This is a genomic window from Paenibacillus etheri, assembly GCF_001012825.1.
In the GTDB taxonomy this organism is placed as follows: domain Bacteria; phylum Bacillota; class Bacilli; order Paenibacillales; family Paenibacillaceae; genus Paenibacillus_AQ; species Paenibacillus_AQ etheri.
In genome coordinates, this window is sequence record NZ_LCZJ02000065.1 from 35,858 (window position 1) to 56,572 (window position 20,715).

18 protein-coding genes are annotated in these 20,715 nt (G+C 45.4%); 14 read left to right on the plus strand and 4 right to left on the minus strand.

Annotated features, from left to right (window positions below; translation table 11 throughout):
* Nucleotides 1-115: 115 nt before the first annotated feature.
* Together UQ64_RS27835 and UQ64_RS27840 are read right to left on the minus strand one after the other, a co-directional pair.
* Nucleotides 116-616, minus strand: a complete 501-nt coding sequence (locus UQ64_RS27835; protein ID WP_060626702.1) for a CcdC family protein — start codon at nt 614-616, stop codon at nt 116-118.
* 238 nt (nt 617-854) lie between these two features.
* Nucleotides 855-1,115 (minus strand): GlsB/YeaQ/YmgE family stress response membrane protein, encoded by a 261-nt coding sequence (locus UQ64_RS27840; RefSeq protein ID WP_042123669.1) that lies wholly within the window; start codon nt 1,113-1,115, stop codon nt 855-857.
* Between the two features lie 435 nt (nt 1,116-1,550).
* On the opposite strand from UQ64_RS27840, the gene UQ64_RS27845 reads away from it, so the two are divergent.
* Nucleotides 1,551-2,600, plus strand: coding sequence for a lactonase family protein (locus UQ64_RS27845; RefSeq protein WP_060626703.1), 1,050 nt, complete (start codon nt 1,551-1,553; stop codon nt 2,598-2,600).
* A gap of 127 nt (nt 2,601-2,727) precedes the next feature.
* Here the strand turns inward: UQ64_RS27845 and UQ64_RS27850 are convergent, their stop codons facing one another.
* The gene (locus UQ64_RS27850; protein ID WP_167348533.1) at nt 2,728-4,995 is read right to left on the minus strand and encodes an alpha/beta hydrolase family protein; all 2,268 of its coding nucleotides are present in this window, start codon (nt 4,993-4,995) and stop codon (nt 2,728-2,730) included.
* Between the two features lie 442 nt (nt 4,996-5,437).
* On the opposite strand from UQ64_RS27850, the gene UQ64_RS27855 reads away from it, so the two are divergent.
* From UQ64_RS27855 to UQ64_RS27875, 5 genes are all read left to right on the plus strand, one after another.
* Nucleotides 5,438-6,565: a sulfate ABC transporter substrate-binding protein gene (locus UQ64_RS27855; protein ID WP_060626782.1), complete on the plus strand. Its 1,128-nt coding sequence runs from the start codon at nt 5,438-5,440 to the stop codon at nt 6,563-6,565.
* 100 nt (nt 6,566-6,665) lie between these two features.
* The gene (cysT, locus tag UQ64_RS27860) at nt 6,666-7,520 is read left to right on the plus strand and encodes a sulfate ABC transporter permease subunit CysT (RefSeq protein ID WP_060626705.1); all 855 of its coding nucleotides are present in this window, start codon (nt 6,666-6,668) and stop codon (nt 7,518-7,520) included.
* A gap of 223 nt (nt 7,521-7,743) precedes the next feature.
* Nucleotides 7,744-8,007, plus strand: coding sequence for a hypothetical protein (locus tag UQ64_RS31825; protein WP_060626706.1), 264 nt, complete (start codon nt 7,744-7,746; stop codon nt 8,005-8,007).
* Between the two features lie 38 nt (nt 8,008-8,045).
* Complete coding sequence (cysW, locus tag UQ64_RS27870) at nt 8,046-8,909, plus strand: sulfate ABC transporter permease subunit CysW (RefSeq protein WP_060626707.1); 864 nt, start codon at nt 8,046-8,048, stop codon at nt 8,907-8,909.
* A gap of 111 nt (nt 8,910-9,020) precedes the next feature.
* Nucleotides 9,021-9,245, plus strand: a complete 225-nt coding sequence (locus tag UQ64_RS27875; protein WP_060626708.1) for a YezD family protein — start codon at nt 9,021-9,023, stop codon at nt 9,243-9,245.
* A gap of 107 nt (nt 9,246-9,352) precedes the next feature.
* Here UQ64_RS27875 and UQ64_RS27880 read toward each other — a convergent pair whose 3' ends face one another.
* On the minus strand, nt 9,353-9,661 hold the full coding sequence (locus tag UQ64_RS27880) for a hypothetical protein (protein WP_060626709.1): 309 nt from the start codon (nt 9,659-9,661) through the stop codon (nt 9,353-9,355).
* Between the two features lie 283 nt (nt 9,662-9,944).
* Between UQ64_RS27880 and UQ64_RS27885 the strand changes: the two genes are divergently transcribed.
* The 8 genes from UQ64_RS27885 to UQ64_RS27920 all read left to right on the plus strand — a co-directional run bounded on the left by UQ64_RS27885 (nt 9,945) and on the right by UQ64_RS27920 (nt 20,712).
* Complete coding sequence (locus tag UQ64_RS27885) at nt 9,945-12,209, plus strand: helix-turn-helix domain-containing protein (protein WP_060626710.1); 2,265 nt, start codon at nt 9,945-9,947, stop codon at nt 12,207-12,209.
* Between the two features lie 268 nt (nt 12,210-12,477).
* Nucleotides 12,478-13,416, plus strand: coding sequence for an ABC transporter permease (locus UQ64_RS27890; protein WP_060626711.1), 939 nt, complete (start codon nt 12,478-12,480; stop codon nt 13,414-13,416).
* A gap of 10 nt (nt 13,417-13,426) precedes the next feature.
* Entirely contained in the window at nt 13,427-14,287 is an 861-nt protein-coding gene (locus tag UQ64_RS27895) for a carbohydrate ABC transporter permease (protein ID WP_060626712.1), read from the plus strand.
* A 58-nt stretch (nt 14,288-14,345) separates the two neighbouring features.
* The gene (locus UQ64_RS27900) at nt 14,346-15,968 is read left to right on the plus strand and encodes an extracellular solute-binding protein (RefSeq protein WP_060626713.1); all 1,623 of its coding nucleotides are present in this window, start codon (nt 14,346-14,348) and stop codon (nt 15,966-15,968) included.
* A gap of 79 nt (nt 15,969-16,047) precedes the next feature.
* Nucleotides 16,048-18,003 carry an alginate lyase family protein gene (locus UQ64_RS27905; protein WP_060626714.1) on the plus strand — a complete coding sequence of 652 codons (1,956 nt, stop codon included), beginning with the start codon at nt 16,048-16,050 and terminating at the stop codon, nt 18,001-18,003.
* A 43-nt stretch (nt 18,004-18,046) separates the two neighbouring features.
* The gene (locus tag UQ64_RS27910) at nt 18,047-19,186 is read left to right on the plus strand and encodes a glycoside hydrolase family 88 protein (protein ID WP_060626715.1); all 1,140 of its coding nucleotides are present in this window, start codon (nt 18,047-18,049) and stop codon (nt 19,184-19,186) included.
* Between the two features lie 262 nt (nt 19,187-19,448).
* The gene (locus UQ64_RS27915) at nt 19,449-19,862 is read left to right on the plus strand and encodes a GNAT family N-acetyltransferase (protein ID WP_060626716.1); all 414 of its coding nucleotides are present in this window, start codon (nt 19,449-19,451) and stop codon (nt 19,860-19,862) included.
* Between the two features lie 217 nt (nt 19,863-20,079).
* On the plus strand, nt 20,080-20,712 hold the full coding sequence (locus UQ64_RS27920; protein WP_060626717.1) for an NAD(P)-dependent oxidoreductase: 633 nt from the start codon (nt 20,080-20,082) through the stop codon (nt 20,710-20,712).
* Nucleotides 20,713-20,715: the final 3 nt, after the last annotated feature.

The window sequence follows — 20,715 nt, forward strand, 5'->3', positions numbered from 1 at the left end:
CAAGTTACCTAACATCGGACACAGAAAAATGATTTTTTTACTTCAAGGTATCTAATAAGTAAGAAGCCATCTCAATCGTATGGATTGAGATGGCTTCTTAGCAAACAATGTATACTTATGACTGTATGAATTGTGCCTCCGAGGAAGTCATTGCCTTATAACGTTTGTACATAAAGAATCTCCAATGAAGAATCATACCAAAGGCCAAGATGAAGAATAGACCACCGGACTGTGGGATTGTAACATAGCTATTAATAAATTCATGGAGTAAGGTTCGAACAAGGAGAAGCCCCAGCAGAATGAAAGCAAAGCTCTTAGAGCGCTGAGCATAGATTTGTCCATCTCGTTGTTCGAAGTTGGTACTACGTATTAGAGGATACGCGAAGATGAACCAGCCGACTAGAAAGGCGAGGGCCGCCCACCATAAAGGGAACCTAACATCAGGTACAACGAACATGGCAAAGCCGGTCGACATCCCGAGAGGTGGAATCCATATTTTTCGAATGGTAACTGGACGTGCACTAGCTTTTAGACGAATAAAAATAACCATCAGCGCCATGAACAAAGCCCCTAAAGTGGAGCCAATATGTAGAAGTGAGGGGTTTATGCTACCCATGATTCACGACCTCTCTATGATTAAAGTCTCTGGAGTCTTCATTATAACAGAAAAATGATGGCAGAACATTGAAGTATAGGCGCTGTATTGAGGCAGTACCCTCTGTGAAAATCAGTACACACTAGTTTAAGTAGAAAGGACCCAAAAACACCAAATAGCAGGTCAAGGCTAAGCCGCCTTGACCTGCTATTTCTTACTTATTAATAAGTAGCCCAATGATTAGTAGTTCAACTTTAGCTTATGAACGGCTGCGTCCGCTTGTTGAGCGAAGAATAAGGCTGACGATAAAGATCAGAACAACGGCCCCGATCAAAGAAGGGAAGAAATAGAAATCACTTACTTTAGGTCCCCAACTTCCCAGAAGCACGCCACCGAGCCATGAACCGATAATACCTGCGATAATGTTACCAATAACCCCGCCTGGAATATCTCTGCCCATAATCAGACCTGCTAACCAACCAATGATCCCACCAACAATTAACATCCATAAAAAACTCATGTTACTTCAACTCCTTCGTTTTGTTGTTTTCGATGTCTACTATTAACCTTGCCAATCATGTTTAAACCACTTGTAAAAACTTACATCTACAAGGTAAGTTCAAAAAGCCAACTTTGATAACGAAGTAGTTGAGGAAGCGGACTCGGCATCGAATCTTGAACGAACTTGGGAAGTCCGGTACTCACGTAGCACAACACTACGCTCCGTTCCTCCTTCCTCAAGTAACGTCCAACCTTCTTGGTTCTGAAAGCCGACTTTTTGAACTCTTATTGTAATTCGGATAGTTAGGAAATGACCTTGAAATTGAACTGGATAATGTATTACAACTATAAACATGCTATAGTGAAAAAATATTATGAAATACTGAGTAGGTTGCTATCAGTAAAGGGTAATTAAGAAGTAAATACAATTTATACAAACAAAGGAGTCGCTACTATGGAACGGCCTAATGAGGTATTGTTTTATGTGGGAACGTATAACCCTGAGGGTGAGGAAGCTATTCTATTATGCTCGCTTAGTCCTTCATCAGGGGAAATGAAGATTCTTGAGGGTACTAAGGGAATTGAGAATCCATCGTTTTTAGCAGTAAACAGCACAGGCAGCGTACTCTATGCGGTTAGTGAGAAGGATGAGGGCGAGGTCTATGCTTTTGCGATTAATCCTGTTACTAAAGCGCTGAGTCCACTTGGAAGTCGTTCTACGGAAGGCGGCGCTCCTTGTTATGTTTCGATCAGTCCTAAGCAAGATTACATATTCGTCTCTAATTATTCCGGCGGCAATGCCAATGTATTTCCTGTAAATGAGGATGGTTCGCTTCAAGTCATGTCTGACCAAGTGAAGCATGTAGGTTCAGGGGTTCGTGAAGATCGTCAGGAAGCTCCGCATCCGCACTCCGTCATTCCGGACGGTAGCGGCAAGCATATACTGGTTTGTGATTTGGGACTGGATCATGTTCTGATCTATCGCCATGAAGAAGGTAAGCTGTCTAAGCATCGGGAGATTAATCTTCCACCTGGTTCAGGCCCCCGCCATCTGGCGGTACACCCTTCAGGACAATGGATTTACCTGGCGAATGAACTAAACTGTACAGTAACGGTATTTGCTAATGATGAGCAGAATGGAAACCTCAGCATTTTACAGCATGTTAGCACGCTTCCAGAGCAATATAATGCGGGTAGTGACGATACAGCTTCTGATATTCATGTATCACCTTGTGGTAAATTCTTGTATGTCTCGAACCGGGGACAAGACAGTATCGCCTTGTTCCATATTGAGGGTTCAACAGGTCATCTTGAAGCGGTAGATTGGCAGGTTACAGGCGGACGTACTCCACGTAATTTCGCCATTATTGGTGGCAAGCTGCTCGCTGCGAATCAAAATAGCGACATTATTACTTCGTTCTCCATCGACAGTGACAGTGGCAGATTAATTCCTACAGGAAATGAGCTGAAGATAAAGACACCAGTCTGTATTCAAGCCTTGTAGGCTGGAATAGGTTATTGTATGTTTCAATATTAGGGGCTATTCCCCGTAATCCAACCCAATAAAAGGCCTTCCAATCAGCTGTACATTGCTGAGGGGAAGGCCTTAAATGTTATAATGGCAAGTTACCTTAAAACGTATTTCGGATTCCTAGATCGTAGAAGCCGATGTCATCTAGCATGATTTTATCTTCCTCGGCTTCAAGGTAGAAGGTGATTTCCGTCAGGTTCTCAGGCTCTAGCTCGGGTTCTTCCTCTTGAAACTGTTCGAAAGGCATCTCATAGGTTTGAAAAACAGCCTCGGATAGATCACCGTACTTCCCATCATTAATCCGTTCCTCAAGCCACGGAAATAACGTGAACTGAGTTTGCGGTAGTGGAAGAATATCCATTACCTCACTTAGCGGTAAGCGTGCTGAGGTATCATTTTTGTCAGTTAACTCAACCTCTACATTGGGAGGTAGCGGAATACTTAGTTCATCTTTGATGTCGCCATTGAGGTTTGCTAAGGAGAACGTTAGACCATCTGCGTCTGAAAGGGCCATTTCAGTAACAACACTGTCTTTAAGCTTAATGTTGTAATAGGCTTTCTCGTCCTTTTTGGCTGTGCGTTCAAGAACGACACCATAAGTGGCTTTGCTCTTCGATTCACGATCCTTCGCAAGCTCTTCCGACCAGGATAATCCGGATGCTTCTGCTGTTCCGAGATTAACGGTATTCTTGTTGCGGTCCTCGTCAAATGTGGCTACTGGCCGATATCCACCATCCTGGAATCGATTGTAGTAAGTGGTCTCCGGTAGCCATTTCAGTCCGCTGCGGTAATCACGGAACAAGCTCTGGTATTCGTCTTTCCCATGTAAAGTGGTCTCCAGAAAAGCTGACACATACACTTTAGCAATTTGCCGCTGCTTATCTGCTTCCATAATTTGCGCTCGATTTAAAAAGAGGCCAGCAGGTAAAGTCTGATCATACGCACCCCAATCGCTGTTGAATTGACTGTGATTGGCATCCGCAATATAAAGCGAGCTTTTGAAAGCAGAGGAGCCCTGGGAATAGGATGTACGTATATACTGCCGATCACCATAGAAATCATGTACGTCTCCATCGCGAGCCCCTTGCAGAGTTAAATAGTTAACATCCTTAAGACGGGCTTGCTGATCGTCTATCGTTTTGTCCGTAGGGGCAAGGGCTACCACAGAGGCAATATTAAAACGATCTACTGCCTTCATAACGGAATCATTTTTGAACCAACGATCGGCATCCGCAGCCATAGCAACAGCTTGTCCTCCGCGGCTATGGCCGAGCAGGGCGGTATTTGTGAAATCTATTTTTTGATAAAAAGGATTGCCCGGTTCATCCGAGAAATCTGCAAGCTGTTCCAGATGTTTCAGTATGATCCAGGTTCGTACTTTGAAATCATTGTCCGGAATACCGGACCAAGCAGAATAGTTGAGGAAATTCTCATCCAAGGAAACCGCGATAAACCCTCGGCTAGCCAAGAGTTCACCGAGATAAGAATACCCTCCGTCAGAGTAATCTTCCATCATATGATTTCCGTGCACCATCAGCACTACCGGATAGGGACCATCGCCCTCCGGCACCCATACTCGGCCGTTAAGTGGAAGTGCACTATAATCGAATCCCCAGAATAAAGTGCGCAGTTTTGACCAATTCTTAATATAACCAGTAGCATCTACTGTAGAAGAGATCACATTTGTATCCTTACCGTATTCCGTACGATGCAGATCCTTACCGCTGGCATAGGTGAAGGTCTGGTAAGCTTGATTGCCAGGTTGTGCTGGATTTGCGGCAGCCAGTGCAATCACATCTGAATCACTGATATCAATGGGTTCCAAAGTAGGTAGTTCCTGCACTCCGTTAGCTAGAGCAAGTTGTGAAAAGGTTACCGTAAGGGTAAGCAGAAGTCCCAGTGTTACTCTTTTGCTGCGCAGCAGACCTATGGCTAATCCACCTAAAGCACCTAGTAGTGACAGAAGGACAGCAATGAGAGCCGCAGCTTCAATCTCAAAATCTGCGTAATATAAGATTAGTAGAATAGCTCCGAAATCGCTCAATACACAGCCTGCGAATAGTCGTGGGATGCGTAATCCGGTCAATGCAATTAGTACGGCGATGATATTGCTGACAATGGCCAGCAGAATGGTACTCGTGCCGGCAGCAAGTGCAATATCTGTTGGCACCCCTAATCCAGTGGGTATACCTAATACGGCAGTGGTGAAAGCCAAAAAGCAAACGATCCAAAGACCAGCAATCGCTGTCCTCCAGACCGTCGTATCATAATGGTAAGTTCCCCTAATCCTTCGCCTAATTTCTTGAGTCATTCTCCTATGAAGCCGTGGTCTTACCGGCGCAGGAACGTACTCTAAGTCCATACCCATGATTCTCACTCCCGACATTAAGCGGTAATTTCTCTAGACCATAAGCTGTAGCAATAATATTACTTTATAGCATCAATAACAAGTGGATCTTCCAGGAACCCACACCATTGCCTGTATAGCGTGGGACTTGAAAGATTCCTTTGTCATTGGTTGGAAAAAAAGGTTTGACACGGTTAAAGGGTTTCAGTATTATATCCATATAAACCAACTAAGTAGATAGGAATAATTGAATAAAGTTCTTACCGTACAGACGGAGGAACGCCTGCATTAGGCTCGCAGACACGTGTCATAGGACCGGTTTGACCTGCCATACGTGGGCTTTCCTCCGTCTTTTTGTTACCGCCAGGCTTAAACGCCTCGGCGTCCTAATAAGGACGGTAAGACTTTCTTATATTTTAAGAAAGACAATGATGGCAAGAAAAAACATGGGGGAGTGGAAATGATGAAGAGAACAATGAATAAAGGACTTCTTGTAGGATTTACCTTGTTACTGACAGCAGGACTTACTGCTGCTTGCGGCGGCAATAACAATAGCGGCAATAGTGCTAGTTCGGCAACGGACACACCAGCAACAACCAACACAGCGGAGGCCACGGATGCTGCTGAAGCTACAAAAGCGCCATCTAAAGATCCGGTAGAACTACTCAATGTGTCCTACGATCCTACTCGTGAGCTATATGAGAATTATAATAAGGCTTTTGCAGCTTACTGGGAGAAAGAAACGGGACAAAAGGTCACGATTAAGCAATCTCACGGTGGATCAGGTAAACAAAGCCGTGCTGTGCTTGATGGTCTGGAAGCGGATGTAGTTACGCTGGCCCTTGGTTATGATATTGATGCCTTGCAGGAAAAGGGTCTTATTAATGAAGGCTGGCAAAGTAAATTTGATCATAACAGTTCACCTTATACCTCGACAATCGTGTTCTTAGTACGCAAAGGGAATCCAAAAGGAATTAAAGATTGGCCGGATCTGCTCAAAGAGGGCGTAGAAGTGATTACACCGAATCCGAAAACATCAGGTGGCGCACGTTGGAACTACTTGGCGGCGTGGGGTTACGCGCTAGACCACAATAATAACGACGAAGTTAAGGCTGAAGAATTTGTAAAAGAGCTGTTTAAACATGTTCCGGTGCTGGATACGGGTGCACGCGGTTCAACGACCACTTTTGTAGAGCGTGGAATTGGTGATGTGCTGATTGCTTGGGAGAATGAAGCTTATCTTTCTGTAGAAGAGCTCGGTCCGGACAAATTCGATATCGTAAATCCATCCGAGAGCATTCTGGCTGAACCGCCGGTAGCGATAGTAGATAAGGTTGTGGATAAAAGAAATACGCGTGAGGTATCCGAGGCTTACTTGAAGTATCTCTATACGGAGGAAGGACAAAAAATCGCGGCTGAGAACTACTACCGTCCAACGCTCGATAGCGTGAAAGAACAATATAAAGATAAGTTCCCGGATATTAAATTATTTACATTGGCTGACAAATTCGGAAGCTGGAAAGAAACGCAAGAGAAGCATTTCAACGATGGTGGGATCTTCGACAAGATCTATGTGCCGGGTGCTAAATAACAGATTAATAAAACTGGATTTATACTTTGCTTTAAGAGATTTGTCCCTAGTAAGGGGCTGACCGGCTAACCTGCCGAAGGCGAGAAAGGATGAATAGGGGATGAATGTCACCGCAACTACTACAGCTGCATCGGCGACAACACGGCGAAAGATACTACCCGGTTTTGGGATAACGATGGGGTATAGCGTATTATACCTGAGTCTCGTGGTACTCTTGCCACTTTCAGCGCTATTGTTCAATTCAACGGGGCTGAGCTGGGCGAAATTCTGGGATGTAGCTACCGATCCGCGTGTATTGGCTTCGTATCGTGTCAGTCTATCTACGGCAGCGGCTGCTGCTTTTGTGGATGCTATTCTAGGTCTCTTGCTGGCGTGGGTACTAGTGCGTTACGAATTTCCGGGCAAAAGAATATTTGATGCGCTGATCGATCTTCCCTTTGCCTTACCGACAGCTGTAGCTGGTGTTTCCTTGACGGCTCTTTATGCCACAAATGGCTGGGTCGGGTCGTGGCTTGAGCCGCTTGGATTAAAGGTGGCATTTACTCCGCTTGGCATTACCCTTGCCTTAATGTTCATTGGTATCCCGTTCGTCGTTCGAACGATACAACCGGTGCTGGAGGATTTGGACCGAGATATGGAGGAAGCCTCGGCAACCCTCGGCGCAGGCCGCTGGAGAACCTTTCGTTCAGTAGTACTGCCTGAGCTGTTCCCTTCGCTGTTAACAGGCTTTGCTTTGGCATTTGCCCGTGGTATTGGCGAATTCGGCTCCGTCGTGTTCATCTCTGGTAATATGCCGATGAGAACGGAGATTGCTCCTTTACTTATAATGTCCAAATTGGAACAGTATGATTACGCTGGTGCTACTGCCGTCGCGTTACTTCTGCTCCTGATTTCTTTCTTAATGCTGTTAGTCATTAATACGCTTCAGCGTTGGGTGCGTAAGACTTCTCGGTAGGTCTTTAGGTTTTGACTCTCTGTATTGCAAGTATTTAATTTGGAAGTTTTGTTTTACTGAGCGATTCTTAGCGATGCTATACCCTAACAGGTAAATGACGACTTTATTTTACGAAGCATACTTGCTTCCGTAAAATGCGGAATCCTCAGGGAAATTGAGGAGTCGCAGAGTAAATTTGCTTTGCAGATAGAGGAGCGATAGCGATCTTAGATTTTGAAACCAGATGGCTGGTAAGAAAGGAGCGGAGAGGAATTTTGGAACTGTAGAAGCGCTAGCGTTCGCCTTTATCCTCGGATTTCTACCGCGAGGAGCGGTTCAAATCAGGAAATCTGAGGATAACAGCGATCGGAAGTCCAATATTCCTTGGAGTGACTCATTACCAGTAATCGTGTTTAAGAATTCAAGAGATAGCAGAAGCTTGGAAAACTGCGGAATTCAATCGAAGACACATCATATCTACGGAATTTCTGTATTTGAAAAAAGCTAATCATGTCTTCGTAAAGCCCTTTAAAGGAGGAATAACTTTTGGCAGGCACAGTCCCACTCCAAGCCCCCCGGCTACAGAAGAATACGTCCTCGCCAGCAACAACGGAAACCAAGGTTGTAAAATGGGCGTTGATTGCAGCAGCTGGACTAGTCCTTTTTTGGCTAATTGCTCTGCCTTTGATTGTCGTGCTGACAGAGGCGCTGAAAAAAGGCTGGGACGTATATATAGCTGCTCTGACCGATCCGGATGCCCGTTCCGCACTGCGGCTGACACTGCTTGTAGCAGCGATCACTGTGCCGCTGAACACCTTCTTTGGTGTAGCGGCTGCGTGGGCAGTAACGAAGTTTCGTTTCCGCGGCAAAGGGTTTCTCATTACCTTGATTGATCTACCCTTTGCAGTTTCGCCTGTTATCGGAGGTCTGATCTTTGTGCTCGTCTTCGGCGCCAATGGCTGGTTTGGTCCTTGGCTGAGCGCCCATGATATCAAGATCGTATTTGCGCTTCCAGGCATCGTACTTGCGACACTGTTTGTTACGTTTCCCTTTGTGGCGCGTGAGTTGATTCCACTGATGGAGGATCAAGGGACACAGGAGGAAGAGGCGGCGATTACCCTCGGAGCACACGGGTGGCAAATTTTTTTCAGAGTCACGCTTCCTAATATTAAATGGGGTTTATTATACGGTATTATCTTGTGTAATGCGCGGGCTATGGGCGAGTTCGGTGCAGTCTCAGTGGTGTCCGGGCATGTACGTGGGGAGACAAATACACTGCCGCTGCACGTTGAGATTTTGTACAATGAATATCAATTTTCAGCGTCTTTTGCAGTAGCTTCACTTCTCCTGTTGTTGGCTTTGGTGACGATGATTATTAAAAGCTGGTTATCACGAAAAAATGCCCATTGACAGTACTTTTGGTTCCGTGCTAAGTTAATTCATAGTATACTGGTTGGTAATTACGGAATTATGGAAATAAGGCGGATATAATCCTTTGGATGGGGAAAGGGAGGCTAGAGAATGGCTAAACCGCTGAAAGTGGATGATTTATGGCTTACGCGGATTGCAGGACTTCTGGATGATATAGAATTTGGCTCCTTGCACATTGTAGTGCATGAAGGTCAGATCGTTCAGATGGAGCGTACGGAACGCAAACGTTTTGAGAATAGCAGTGGCAACGTAAGTGGGCGTTACATTGGTGAAGGCGGAAACCGGCGAGCCGATTCCCAATCGGCAGGACGTTGATACAATCTCGGGCAATCATAAAGGTATATATCATATTTGAGGATAACGCTAATACCCCACTCCTGGACAGGGGTGGGGTATTTTTTCTGACGTTTCACTTGCTCCTATTAATAACGAGGTGCCTGACGAGAAGAGGAAATTCCTTCAAACAGCAGTACGAGCGCGGTGACGCCATGCATGACCCAACCTACGATAGGGATAAACGCTAAAATCGAGGTGATAATGCCTAGAACGTTTCCAACAATGGGTTTCCGCTCTCTTTGCAGGATTACAATAGCTACAGCGTGGAGCAAAAAGGCAATGGCAAGAGGGACCCAGCCATTCGCTATAATAAAGAGACCGCCAATGACAGGCAGAGCCAGAAAAGCTTCATAAGCGAACGTTCCCCATTTAAACAGCTTTGCTACAGGAGACATTTTGTTTCACCAACCTTTTTAGAATATGGTTATAAATACTATTCCACACAGTGAGTAATAGAATTCAAGAATATAATACTTTCCACTACGGTGGATGTGTGTGCTTTAAACCATATGAATAGCATAGTGAATATTGGTAATAGACGGCTTTTTCATATTCATATATAGTGTGAGTTAGATAATTCCAAAAGAGTGTAAGAATATACGATCACCCAATGAGGATAAAAAAACGTTCCTATTAGGTGATTTTTAGTTCATAAGGAATCGCCAAGGGGAGATCACAATGCTTAGGAAGTCCTTTTTCACAAAACTGCTTATCGCTTATCTCATTATTGTATTCGCTTACACGATGATTGCGGTCTGCCTTTCTTTTTTTAAAGACGGTCAAAGAGTGCGATCGGAATTGAGTCAAAACCAGCAGAATTTTCTCATGCAATCGCGCGACAAAATTGATACGAAACTCGGCGTTTCTTTCAATTTAATTGCGCAATTGAGACGTAATGATCATGTTGTTAAATTCGCGGAAAAAAAACGTGATTACTATGAGATCACACAAACCTCTTATGCACTGCAAAATTATATAGACGCATTCTCTGAATTCGGATATAGCATCGATTTAATGAAGACTAACGACGATCTGGTCATTACGCCGCAAATTTCGTCGGATAGAAGACGCTATATGGAAGATATGGGAATGACTGGTGAAGATTTAGCGCAATTAGGCACAGACAGCACGAGTCCAACCATAACGTTATCGAGCAGTCGGAATATAACTTCGACGAATGGTGAAAGCGCATCCATAATAATCGTTAATCCGGAACGGGTAGGAATAGGGAATTCATTATTTTTTGTGGTCTCCTTCTTTGAACAATTGCTGCTACCGCCCCTATCACCTGAGTCGCAAGAAGCTTTTGCCATTATCGAGAATGGTCGATACGTTACGCTCAAATCAAGCTTTGACGATAAACGGGGCAAGCAGTTACTTGCCTATCCACTGGCACAACTTGATGAACAGGCAACCGGGGATTATGCGAAGCTATCCAATGATGAATTTGATTTCCATTTGATCCGCTCGAAAACAATGCCGCAATGGTCGTATCTGTATGTTACACAGAACTACTCGTGGGTAGACTCCTTTTCACCTAATTTAAAAGGGGCTGTACTTTTATTAGTCATTCTTATCTTTGTGGGACTTGCGTTCTCTTATACAGTTTCCAGGCGTATGTACCGGCCTGTTGGTCATCTCGTCGGATTGTTCAAAAGCTACGGTGAGCCTGCGGGAGCAGACGAGTTCGCTTTCTTGAACGAGACAGCGACAAGTATAAGTAAAGCTAATGAACAGATGAAATCCGCGCTCAATGAACACAGGCTTTCGATGAGAGACAAGTTTCTGCGGGATTTGCTACATGGACTTGTTCCACCTGACAAGGTGGATAACCTGCTAAATACACATCAACTGCAAAGCCTCTCTACCAACTTAAGCGTTTGCGTGATTTCATTCTCGAACGCTAAGGAATTGGAGGAGCAATATTCTAAAGATGTGATTCTTACGATAAAATCAAAGACTTCCTTGATTATTCATGAACAGTTGAAAGTCCATTTCCCTTGCGAGCTGCTTGATCACGATTTCACCAAATTCGTCTTCATAATCTGTGAATCCGATACGGAATCGATTCAGAAAAAGCTCATGAAAGCGATGGCTCAAATCGAGGACGCACATGCATACGGATTGACTGCAGCTGTAGGCCGGCCCGTAGCCTCTGCTGGCGAAATTGACCGTTCCTTTATTCAGGCGCTTGATATCCTAAAGCGGAGATCGGCAGTGGATAAGACTTCAGTCATTACTTATAAACAACTCAGTCAAGTTCAGATGGTTAGCTATTATTATCCTATCGATACGGAACGAGAGCTTATAAGTTATGTGATCCGCGGCAAGAGGGAAAATGCATTAAATACGCTAAACCGTCTTCTATCGGAAAATCTGGAGCAAAGGCAGTTAACACGGCAGCAGCTCGACCAGTTCAGCTTGCTTGTTTTGGCTACACTGAGTCGAATTATCCAGCAGTTGAATATGTCTTTCGAAGAGTTCGTTCAGGCTCACAAGGAATCTCTGGACATCGTGCAGCATGGCGAATCGAAGGAGCTGATGGTTTCGGCCATCACGACCTTGTTTAGCGTCATGATCGATACGATAGATCAGCAGAATGAAATGATGGATAATAGCACGGTCAAACGTATGATCGAATATATTCATGACAACTACAACAGGGATTTATCGCTTAGCATGATAGCGGAGGAGTTTAACTTCTCTCCCGGTTATGTCAGCATCGCGTTCAAAAATCATTCCGGAGAAAACTTTAAAGATTACTTGAATTTTTATCGTGTGCAGCAAGCTAAAGAAATTATGCGCCAGCAGAAAGACATCAAGATTGGCGATTTGGCGCTGATGGTCGGCTGCAACAATGCGAATACGTTTATTCGCATGTTCCGCAAGTATGAAGGATTAGCTCCTGGCCAGTATGCGAAGAAGCTTAACGAGAAGCAATAGGGCTTCAAGGCTTCATATAATGAAAATTGTTGATTCAACAATAGCCGCCTAGCCTAAGTGCTAGGCGGCTATTGTATGTTCGATGGCCGTTTCTCTATAACGAGAAATTGTTGATACATGAAAAAATGCACATTATAGACCATGACATAAAGAGTTGATGCTAGATGAAATAATGGCGATAGACAGCGCTTACATTCGTTCCTATAGTTTAAATTGCAACGCTGACCTTTCAAATGGGAGCGCTCCTGAAGGGCTCAGCTAAACATCGTTGCGAGAGGAGAAGAGGGTGCTGCTTAACTTTAAAGAAATAAAAACCAACCTGGTCAGGGACCGTTATCTTTATCTGCTCCTGATACCGTTTCTGGCTTGGTATATCATCTTTGCGTATAAGCCGATGTATGGTCTGCAAATCGCCTTTAAGGATTTCAGTGTATATAAAGGAATTGAAGCGAGTCCCTGGGTGGGGTTTGAACACTTCGAGAGCTTTTTTAAAAGTCCATATTTCTGGCGGCTATTAAAAAACACTGTATTGCTCAGTTTGTATCAATTGCTGTTCGCGTTTCCTGTGCCGATTATCCTCGCTTTGTTATTTAACGAATTGAAGAACGGGGTTTTCAAATCAACGGTGCAGACCTTTACGTATTTGCCCCATTTTATTTCAGTCGTTGTCGTAGCTGGGATTGTTACCAACTTTTTGGCTCCTAGTAACGGTATTATCAATATCCTGATTGAGATGATGGGTGGCGAAAAGCAGTACTTTCTGACCAATCCCGATTATTTCCGAACGATTTTTATCGGGTCCATGGATATTTGGAAGGAAGCGGGGTTTGGTACCATCATCTATATAGCCGCTTTGTCCGGCGTCAATCCGGCCTTGTACGAAGCGGCGGTTATCGATGGAGCTAACAAATGGAAGCAAATGTGGCATATTACACTTCCCGCCATCATTCCAACGATCGCAATTATGCTTGTCATGAAGGTGGGTTCCATGCTGGAAGTTGGCTATGAGGCAATCATCCTTCTGTATCAGCCAGCCACCTATGAGGCAGCCGACGTTATTAACACCTACGTGTACCGGTCCGGTCTGCAGGATGCACGTTACGACCTGGCGACAGCGGTGGGGCTGTTCAATGCCGTCGTTGGATTTATTCTCGTCGTATTTGCCAATAAGATGAGCAAGAAGTTAACGGATACTGGATTATGGTAGGTGATGGAAGATGAAAAAAACCAGAGGCGAAAAGCTGTTTTATATCTTTAACTGTGTATTTCTTGGAAGTATTGCTTTGCTTGCATTGTACCCTTTTGTGTATGTCTTATCCGCATCCATCAGCTCCTCCGACGCGGTCGTTACTGGCAAAGTGATCTTGTTGCCGAAAGATATTAACTTTGACTCCTATGCAAAGGTATTATCGGAAAAGGGGATTTGGATTGCCTACTTAAACACGTTCTATTACACCATATTCGGCGTAATGGCCAACTTGATTCTCACCATTTGCGGTGCGTATGCCTTGTCTAAGAAACGGATTGTGGGGCGAACGGCCATCAGCTTCTTTATCGCGCTGACGATGTGGTTCCAACCGGGTATGATTCCGATGTATCTTAATTTCCGAGATTTGAACATGCTCGATAGCAGGTTCACAATTGTTATCGGATTCGCGATTACGACCTTCTATGTGTTCCTCATGAGAACGTTCTTCCAGGGCATTCCGGAGGAACTCGAGGAAGCGGCGAAGGTTGACGGAGCAAATGATCTGACGATCTTATGGAAGGTGTATCTGCCGCTGTCCAAAGCCGCCCTTGTGACGATCGGATTATTCTATGCGGTGCACCGCTGGAATGGATACTTCTGGACGATGATCCTACTGAGCGACGAGAGCAAGGTGCCGCTACAAGTCCTGCTAAAGAAGCTGATCGTTGAGATGAATGTGAATGATGAGATGGGCAATATGGCGTTATATTCAAAGGAAACGATCATCTATGCGACTATCATCATTTCCATTATTCCGATTGTTGCAGCCTATCCCTTCATTCAGAAATATTTCGTCAAAGGGACCATGATCGGCTCCGTCAAAGGCTAGTGGCTGTTTCCAACTTTTTATTATGAAAGCAAGAAACCAATATTGGGAGGTCATGAATGTGGGTAACAAAAAATGGATGAAATCATCTGCAATAATCATGATGACAGTCGGTATGCTGCTGGCAGGCTGTAGTAATAATAACGCTCCGCAAAATAGTGGAAGCCCGGCTAATGATTCAAAAGGGTCGGATACACAACCGCTATCCGGGCACCAGATCGTTAAAGATCCGCTTGAACTGAAGATCCACATGCACTACACAGATACGTTTATATACGATGATAACTGGCCTATCTTCAAAGAGGCGGAAGCGATGACCAATATTAAGCTGAAGGGAACCGCATCTAAGGCCTCGACGAATAGTAAAGAACTGTTCAATACAATGATGGCTTCAGGGAAAATTCCGGATCTGGTTCATCATCAAATTAAAGAGCAGTACGACAGCCTTGGGATTGAAGGGGCCTTTCTCGAGCTAGATGGATTGATCGAAGAACATGCACCGAACATTAAAAAGTTCTTGTCCGAACATCCAGATGCAGCCAAATTTATGAAAGCTTATAACGGCAAGACGTATTTCCTAAACTTTACGCCAGATGGACCGGCTGCCAAGGGCTGGTTTGTACGCCAGGATTGGCTGGATAAGTTGGGACTTGAGCAGCCGAAAACGGTAGATGAGCTGCATGCACTATTAAAAGCATTCAAAGAAAAAGATCCGAACGGTAACGGAGTAAACGATGAAATTCCATACTTTAGCCGAACGAAGCTGGATGGAATTTACGATTTGTTGATCCAGTGGGGCGTGCGGGGCGGGGCCGATGCGGCTAAACGCGGATTTTACGCGGACAACGGTGTCGTCAAGTACGGCATGTATGAGCCGGGCTATAAGACGGCAATCGAGAATATTGCGAAGTGGTACAAGGAAGGCCTAATCGATAAAGAAATCTTCACCCGCGGAGCGAAAGCGCGTGACATTTTGCTCGGAGACAATATAGGTGGCATAACGCACGACTGGTTCGCCAGCACGGCTAACTTCAATGACATTCTTGCGACTAAGATTCCTGGCTTCTCCTTTGGTCCGATGACGCCTCCAGCGAATACTGAGGGCAAAGTCGTCGAAGAGAGCTCCCGTAAGCAGACGCATGCGAGCGGGTGGGGAATCTCGGCGGCAACTAAGCATCCCGTCGAAGCGATCAAATATATGGATTTCTGGTTCTCAGAGGAGGGCCGGAGACTGATGAACTTTGGCATCGAAGGAAAACACTACGATCTCGTGGACGGCAAGCCGAAGTTTAAAAAATCCATATTGGAAAATAAAGAAAAGACAGTGATTCAACAGCTTCAGGAAGAGGGAGGACAAATTGAGCTCGCCTTCCATCAAGACTATGCTTACGAAGAACAATGGACAAACGCGACTGCATTGAAAGGCATCAAGGAATACATTGACAATGGCTTTATTATGGAGGCTTATCCGCCGATTTCGTATACGGATGAGGAACGGACCAAATTTGAAGAGTTAAATGCTGGCGTACTGACTTATGTTGAGGAAAAGCTGCAGAGATGGGTGCTAGGTGTGGAACCGGTCAACGATGAGACATTCAGTAAGTATATCAAGGAATTGGAAGATTTAGGTATTAAGGATTTGCTTGCGTTAGAGCAAGTCGCATACGACCGTTACATGAAATAGTTGGAATCGCTCCTTCCGGAGTCTAGATGATTTCGGAGGGAGCATTCATAATCGAAAATAACCTAACGGAGATGGATAAATGAATCTGCAATCATTGCTGAAAGAGCAGATGACTACGACGGAGCTATTAGCTAACTTGCGTTCGCGGCTTGAGCCGATGGATGAGAAGGCCGCCTATATCGCAGCCCATATGCCTGATCATGTGCGCGAGACGATCGCGAATGCTGAATTCGCTTATCAAGGAATGATCATGCTTCCTGGTACAGGGGGAGTCAGGGAGTTTGTCGGGAATCCGCCCAGCTGGATGGAACGCAGACATAATGACAATGAATATTTATGGCAGCTGAATCGCATGAATCATTGGCAGGATTTGCTGGAAGCCTACTCGCTCACCAAGGACGCGAAGTACGGGCTCAAGGTCATCGACGAAATGCTGGACTGGATCGAGACGGTCACTATTCCTGAGGATTTGCTCGATAAGCCGATTGACTATTTTACGGAATGCCATCCACTGAGGGTCTTGGAGATTGGTATCCGGGGCTACAAAATTTGGCCGCTTGTATTGGAGCATCTAGGCCGCTCGGAGCTGTTTACGGAGGCAGTATTAGAGCAGTATTTAACGGTCATTTACAAGCAAGTAAAAGCTTTGCGCAACGTGTCGCCTCAGCTGTGGCCTAAAGCGGATCATAACCATTATTTAATGGAATGTCTGGGCCTTTTGACGACCGCCCTTTACTTTCCCGAGCTGAAAGAAGCTGAGGAATGGAAGGCTTTTGCGATCAATGGCATCGAAAAGTGTAGCATGGTGCAACTGACGGAGGATGGCGGTCAAATCGAGGGCTGCCCATCGTATCATAATGGCTGCATGTTCTGGTTCGGGCTGGCTGTGGTTCTGGCTAACCGGTTCCATTTTCAGTTCTCTCCAGCGTACATGGAACGGCTCAGAAAAAATTTGGATTACTCGATCTATTCGTTAAGACCAACCGGGAAATGTGTACCTGTCGGTGATTCCTATGCGAATCCGCTTGCGGTAATGTCCGGTGTCTATGGGTATTTTGCGTTGGATGATGTTTCCTGGCTAGGGCTTGCGACGAATTTGATCGATGTGTCTGAGGTGGTACGGGAAGCAAGCAAGCATGTATGGAGGGCACTCGATGTCCGCCAATTCGTGGAAGAGCTGCATTCTCTGCAGGACAGACAGTTTGTATTGGATAAGCCGTTGACATTCTGGAATCGTACCTTGCATCAAGCGATTATCCGCAGCGGGTGGGATTCAAAGGCTCTTAGTTTCTTGTTTACATGTAAAAGTCCGATTCAGAATGCCCATGCTCATATCGATTTAATGAGCTTTGATTTTACGGCGCTCGGAAAAGACATGATTTGCGATCCTGGTTTTTTTTGTTACCGGGATGATGAAGACCGTAGGCAGTTTAAGAGCTCAAATTATCACTCTACGCTGCTGATCGATGAGCGAAACCATTTCGAGTATATAAACGCCTTTAAATTCGGGCCGCAAAAGCCAGGTGGAATCTACAATGTGGAGGATAGGGGCTTCTATCGGCTCGCCAGCGCCTGCCATACCAACTACGATCCGGTTGTCCATCACCGGCATATTTCGCTAGTTGATAACCGGTTCGTGCTTATTGCAGATCGGGTAGAAGGGTTGAATGACCATAGCGTTCAGCGCTATTTCCATCTGGATTTTGTCGAGGTGAAGGAGAACCCGGGTGGTGTGATAGCCTCTAGCGATATTGCGAATTTGGCGATAGCGACAAGCCATCCGGGGGAATTGGATCTCCTGCAAGGAAGGCTGTCCGATGAGACAGATCTCTCAAGACCTTCAACAAGGGTACGCTTTCAGGGTAGGTACAGCGGCACTATTACTTTCTTGACGGTGCTAATTCCTTTCCAAGGGGGGCAGCAGCCTGCCGTTGAGATTATTGAAGATGAGGAAGGTGTATTTGGTCTCGAGCTTGGAGAGCAGTACTTGGTTTCGATAAGTGAAAGAGATATGCACATAAGCAAACGGGCTTGAAAAGGGGGGGACCCTTAGAAAGTTGAAAATAGGAGTGAACAGATTGTTGAACCTGCAGAATGACGATCGAATTTGGGTAGATGATGTCATTGCCAAACTAACGGCCAAAATGGGCGTAGTATGTGAAAGATCAAGAAACAAAATTCCATATACGACAAGAAATGGAACGCACGACAATCAGATCGAAAAAGATATCAACTGGTGGACGAATGGATTCTGGGGCGGTATGATGTGGCTCATGTACCATGAAACCGGTGCTCAGAAGTACAAGGAAATCGCCAATTATACGGAAGATGCTTTAGATGCCTGTCTCCATCAATTCTACGGTCTGCATCATGATGTCGGATTTATGTGGTTGCCTACGAGCGTGGCTAATTATAAAGTTACCGGAAATCCGGAATCACGTAAGAGGGCGATGCATGCTGCCAACTTGCTTGCCGGACGATTCAATCTGGCAGGCGGATTTATCCGCGCTTGGAACGATGATACGACCAGCGAAGATACGAGAGGGTGGGCGATCGTGGACTGCATGATGAATCTCCCGCTTCTCTATTGGGCAAGCGAAGAGACCAAAGATCCGCGATATGCGCAAATCGCAATGAAGCATGCGGACACCGCACTTGATGCTTTTATCAGGCCGGATGGTTCTGTGAACCATATCGTGGAGTTCGATCCGTTCCATGGAGACGTGGTCCGAACTTACGGCGGCCAAGGCTACGAGGATGGCTCGTCCTGGACACGTGGGCAGACCTGGGCTTTGTACGGCTTTATGATCAGTTATACACATACGGGGAAGCCGGAGTATTTGCAAGCTGCCAAACGGGTAGCACATTATTTTATGGCTAATATTCCGGATAACGGGATTATCCCGATCGATTTCCGGCAGCCGAAGGAGCCCGCTTACGAAGACTCTACGGCAGCGGCGATCGCGGCTTGCGGACTGATCGAGATCGCCCAAGCTGTTGGTGAGTACGAAAAGGATGTCTACCTGAACGCCGCGCTGAAGCTACTGAAAACGGTAGACGCTTCTCGTTGCGACTGGACGACCGGTTCCGATCATCTGTTGATGGGCGGTTCAGCAGCGTATCATCATCAAGACATTCATGTTTCAATCATTTATGGCGACTATTATTTCATGGAAGCTGTTTTTAAGTTAAAAGGGAACGACTTGTTCTTGTGGTAATTGAGAAGGAATAAGACTTCATAATCATGAGAATCGTTGATTATCAAAATCCGCCTAGCCTATGTGCTAGGCGGATTTTTTAATATCGACAGACGTTCCTCTATTCCGAGAAACTGTTGTATGTTCACAATAGAAAGAGTGGTATGCATTTCCTGAACTACGGTGAGTCTTGCCTGTGCACCATAGAGTCGTATATAGTTGGAACAGCAATGTTGAACGGTGCTAAGCTTAGTTTATGGTAAGAAGCTAGGAGGAGAGCAGTATGGGGACGACAGGGAAGCTGGATATACGTCAGGAATGTCCTTCAGTGGAACAGTATTTAGCATTGAGAAAAGAAGCTGGACTGAGTGAAATGAGCGTGGAAGGGGCTGAGATAGGGCTACCCCGTTCTGTTTTCGCGGTAACCTTGTATGAGGAGAATACCTTAATCGGGATGGGAAGGGTGATTGGCGATGGGGGATGCTTTTTTCAGGTCACGGATATCGCGGTTAGGCCTTCACATCAAGGACGCGGTTTAGGAAAATTGATCATGCGTGAAATCAGGGAGTTCCTTCATACTGTACCGGACAAGGCTTATGTAAGTCTGATTGCAGATGGGGAAGCCTCGAAATTATATGCACAATATGGCTTTGAATTGGTCATGCCACGTTCTCAGGGAATGTTTTTGCGCCCTTAATGCGAGTACATGCTACTTAGTAGAGAGTGCCCCTTGTATTGGTTAAGGGGTTTTTCGTTTGGAAGTTAACTTATGGGGAACTGATTTCAAATGGACCTCATGGGATAAATAATGTTTAAAGGTTGTAAGGGAAAAGCTATTGAGACGAGTATTAAAAATATAAATAAGCAGGAAGGTCGTACGCTGGCCTTGCCTGGACAAAGTGAGGAGAATACAGATGGATGTTGTAGTATTGGGTGCTTCAGGAACGATTGGAAAGGCGATTGTACAGGAGGCTTTAAAAAGAAAACATGAGGTAACAGCTGCGGTGCGTAACCCAGAAACGTTCACCCTTGAACATGAACGACTGCACATTACGACAGTAGATGTTCTAAATTCTGCGTCAGTTGCAGCTGCGGTCCGAGGACATGAAGAGGTAATCAGTGCATACGGTCCTGCACTCGGTCAAGCGAAGGATTTGGTAACCGCAGCTAAGGCGATTGTTGAGGGGATGCAAGAAGCTGGGCTCAATCGACTGCTGGTTGTTGGTGGTGCAGGCAGTTTGAAGACTGAAACTGGAGAGCTGTTGATGGATACGGGAAATTTCCCTGCTGAGATTAAGCCACTGGCAGAGGCCCATGCGCAGGCTTATGAAATCTACAAAAACACAGAACTGGACTATACGTATGCCAGTCCTGCTGCAGTAGTTCAATCAGGTAGACGTACAGGTCAATTCCGCATTGGACTCGATCGTCTCATTTTTGATGAGGATGGCGAAAGCATGATTAGTGTGGAGGATTTGGCTGTAGCTATGGTGGATGAGCTGGAAGAAGGGAATTTTAGCCGGACCAGATTTACTGTCGCTTATTGATAT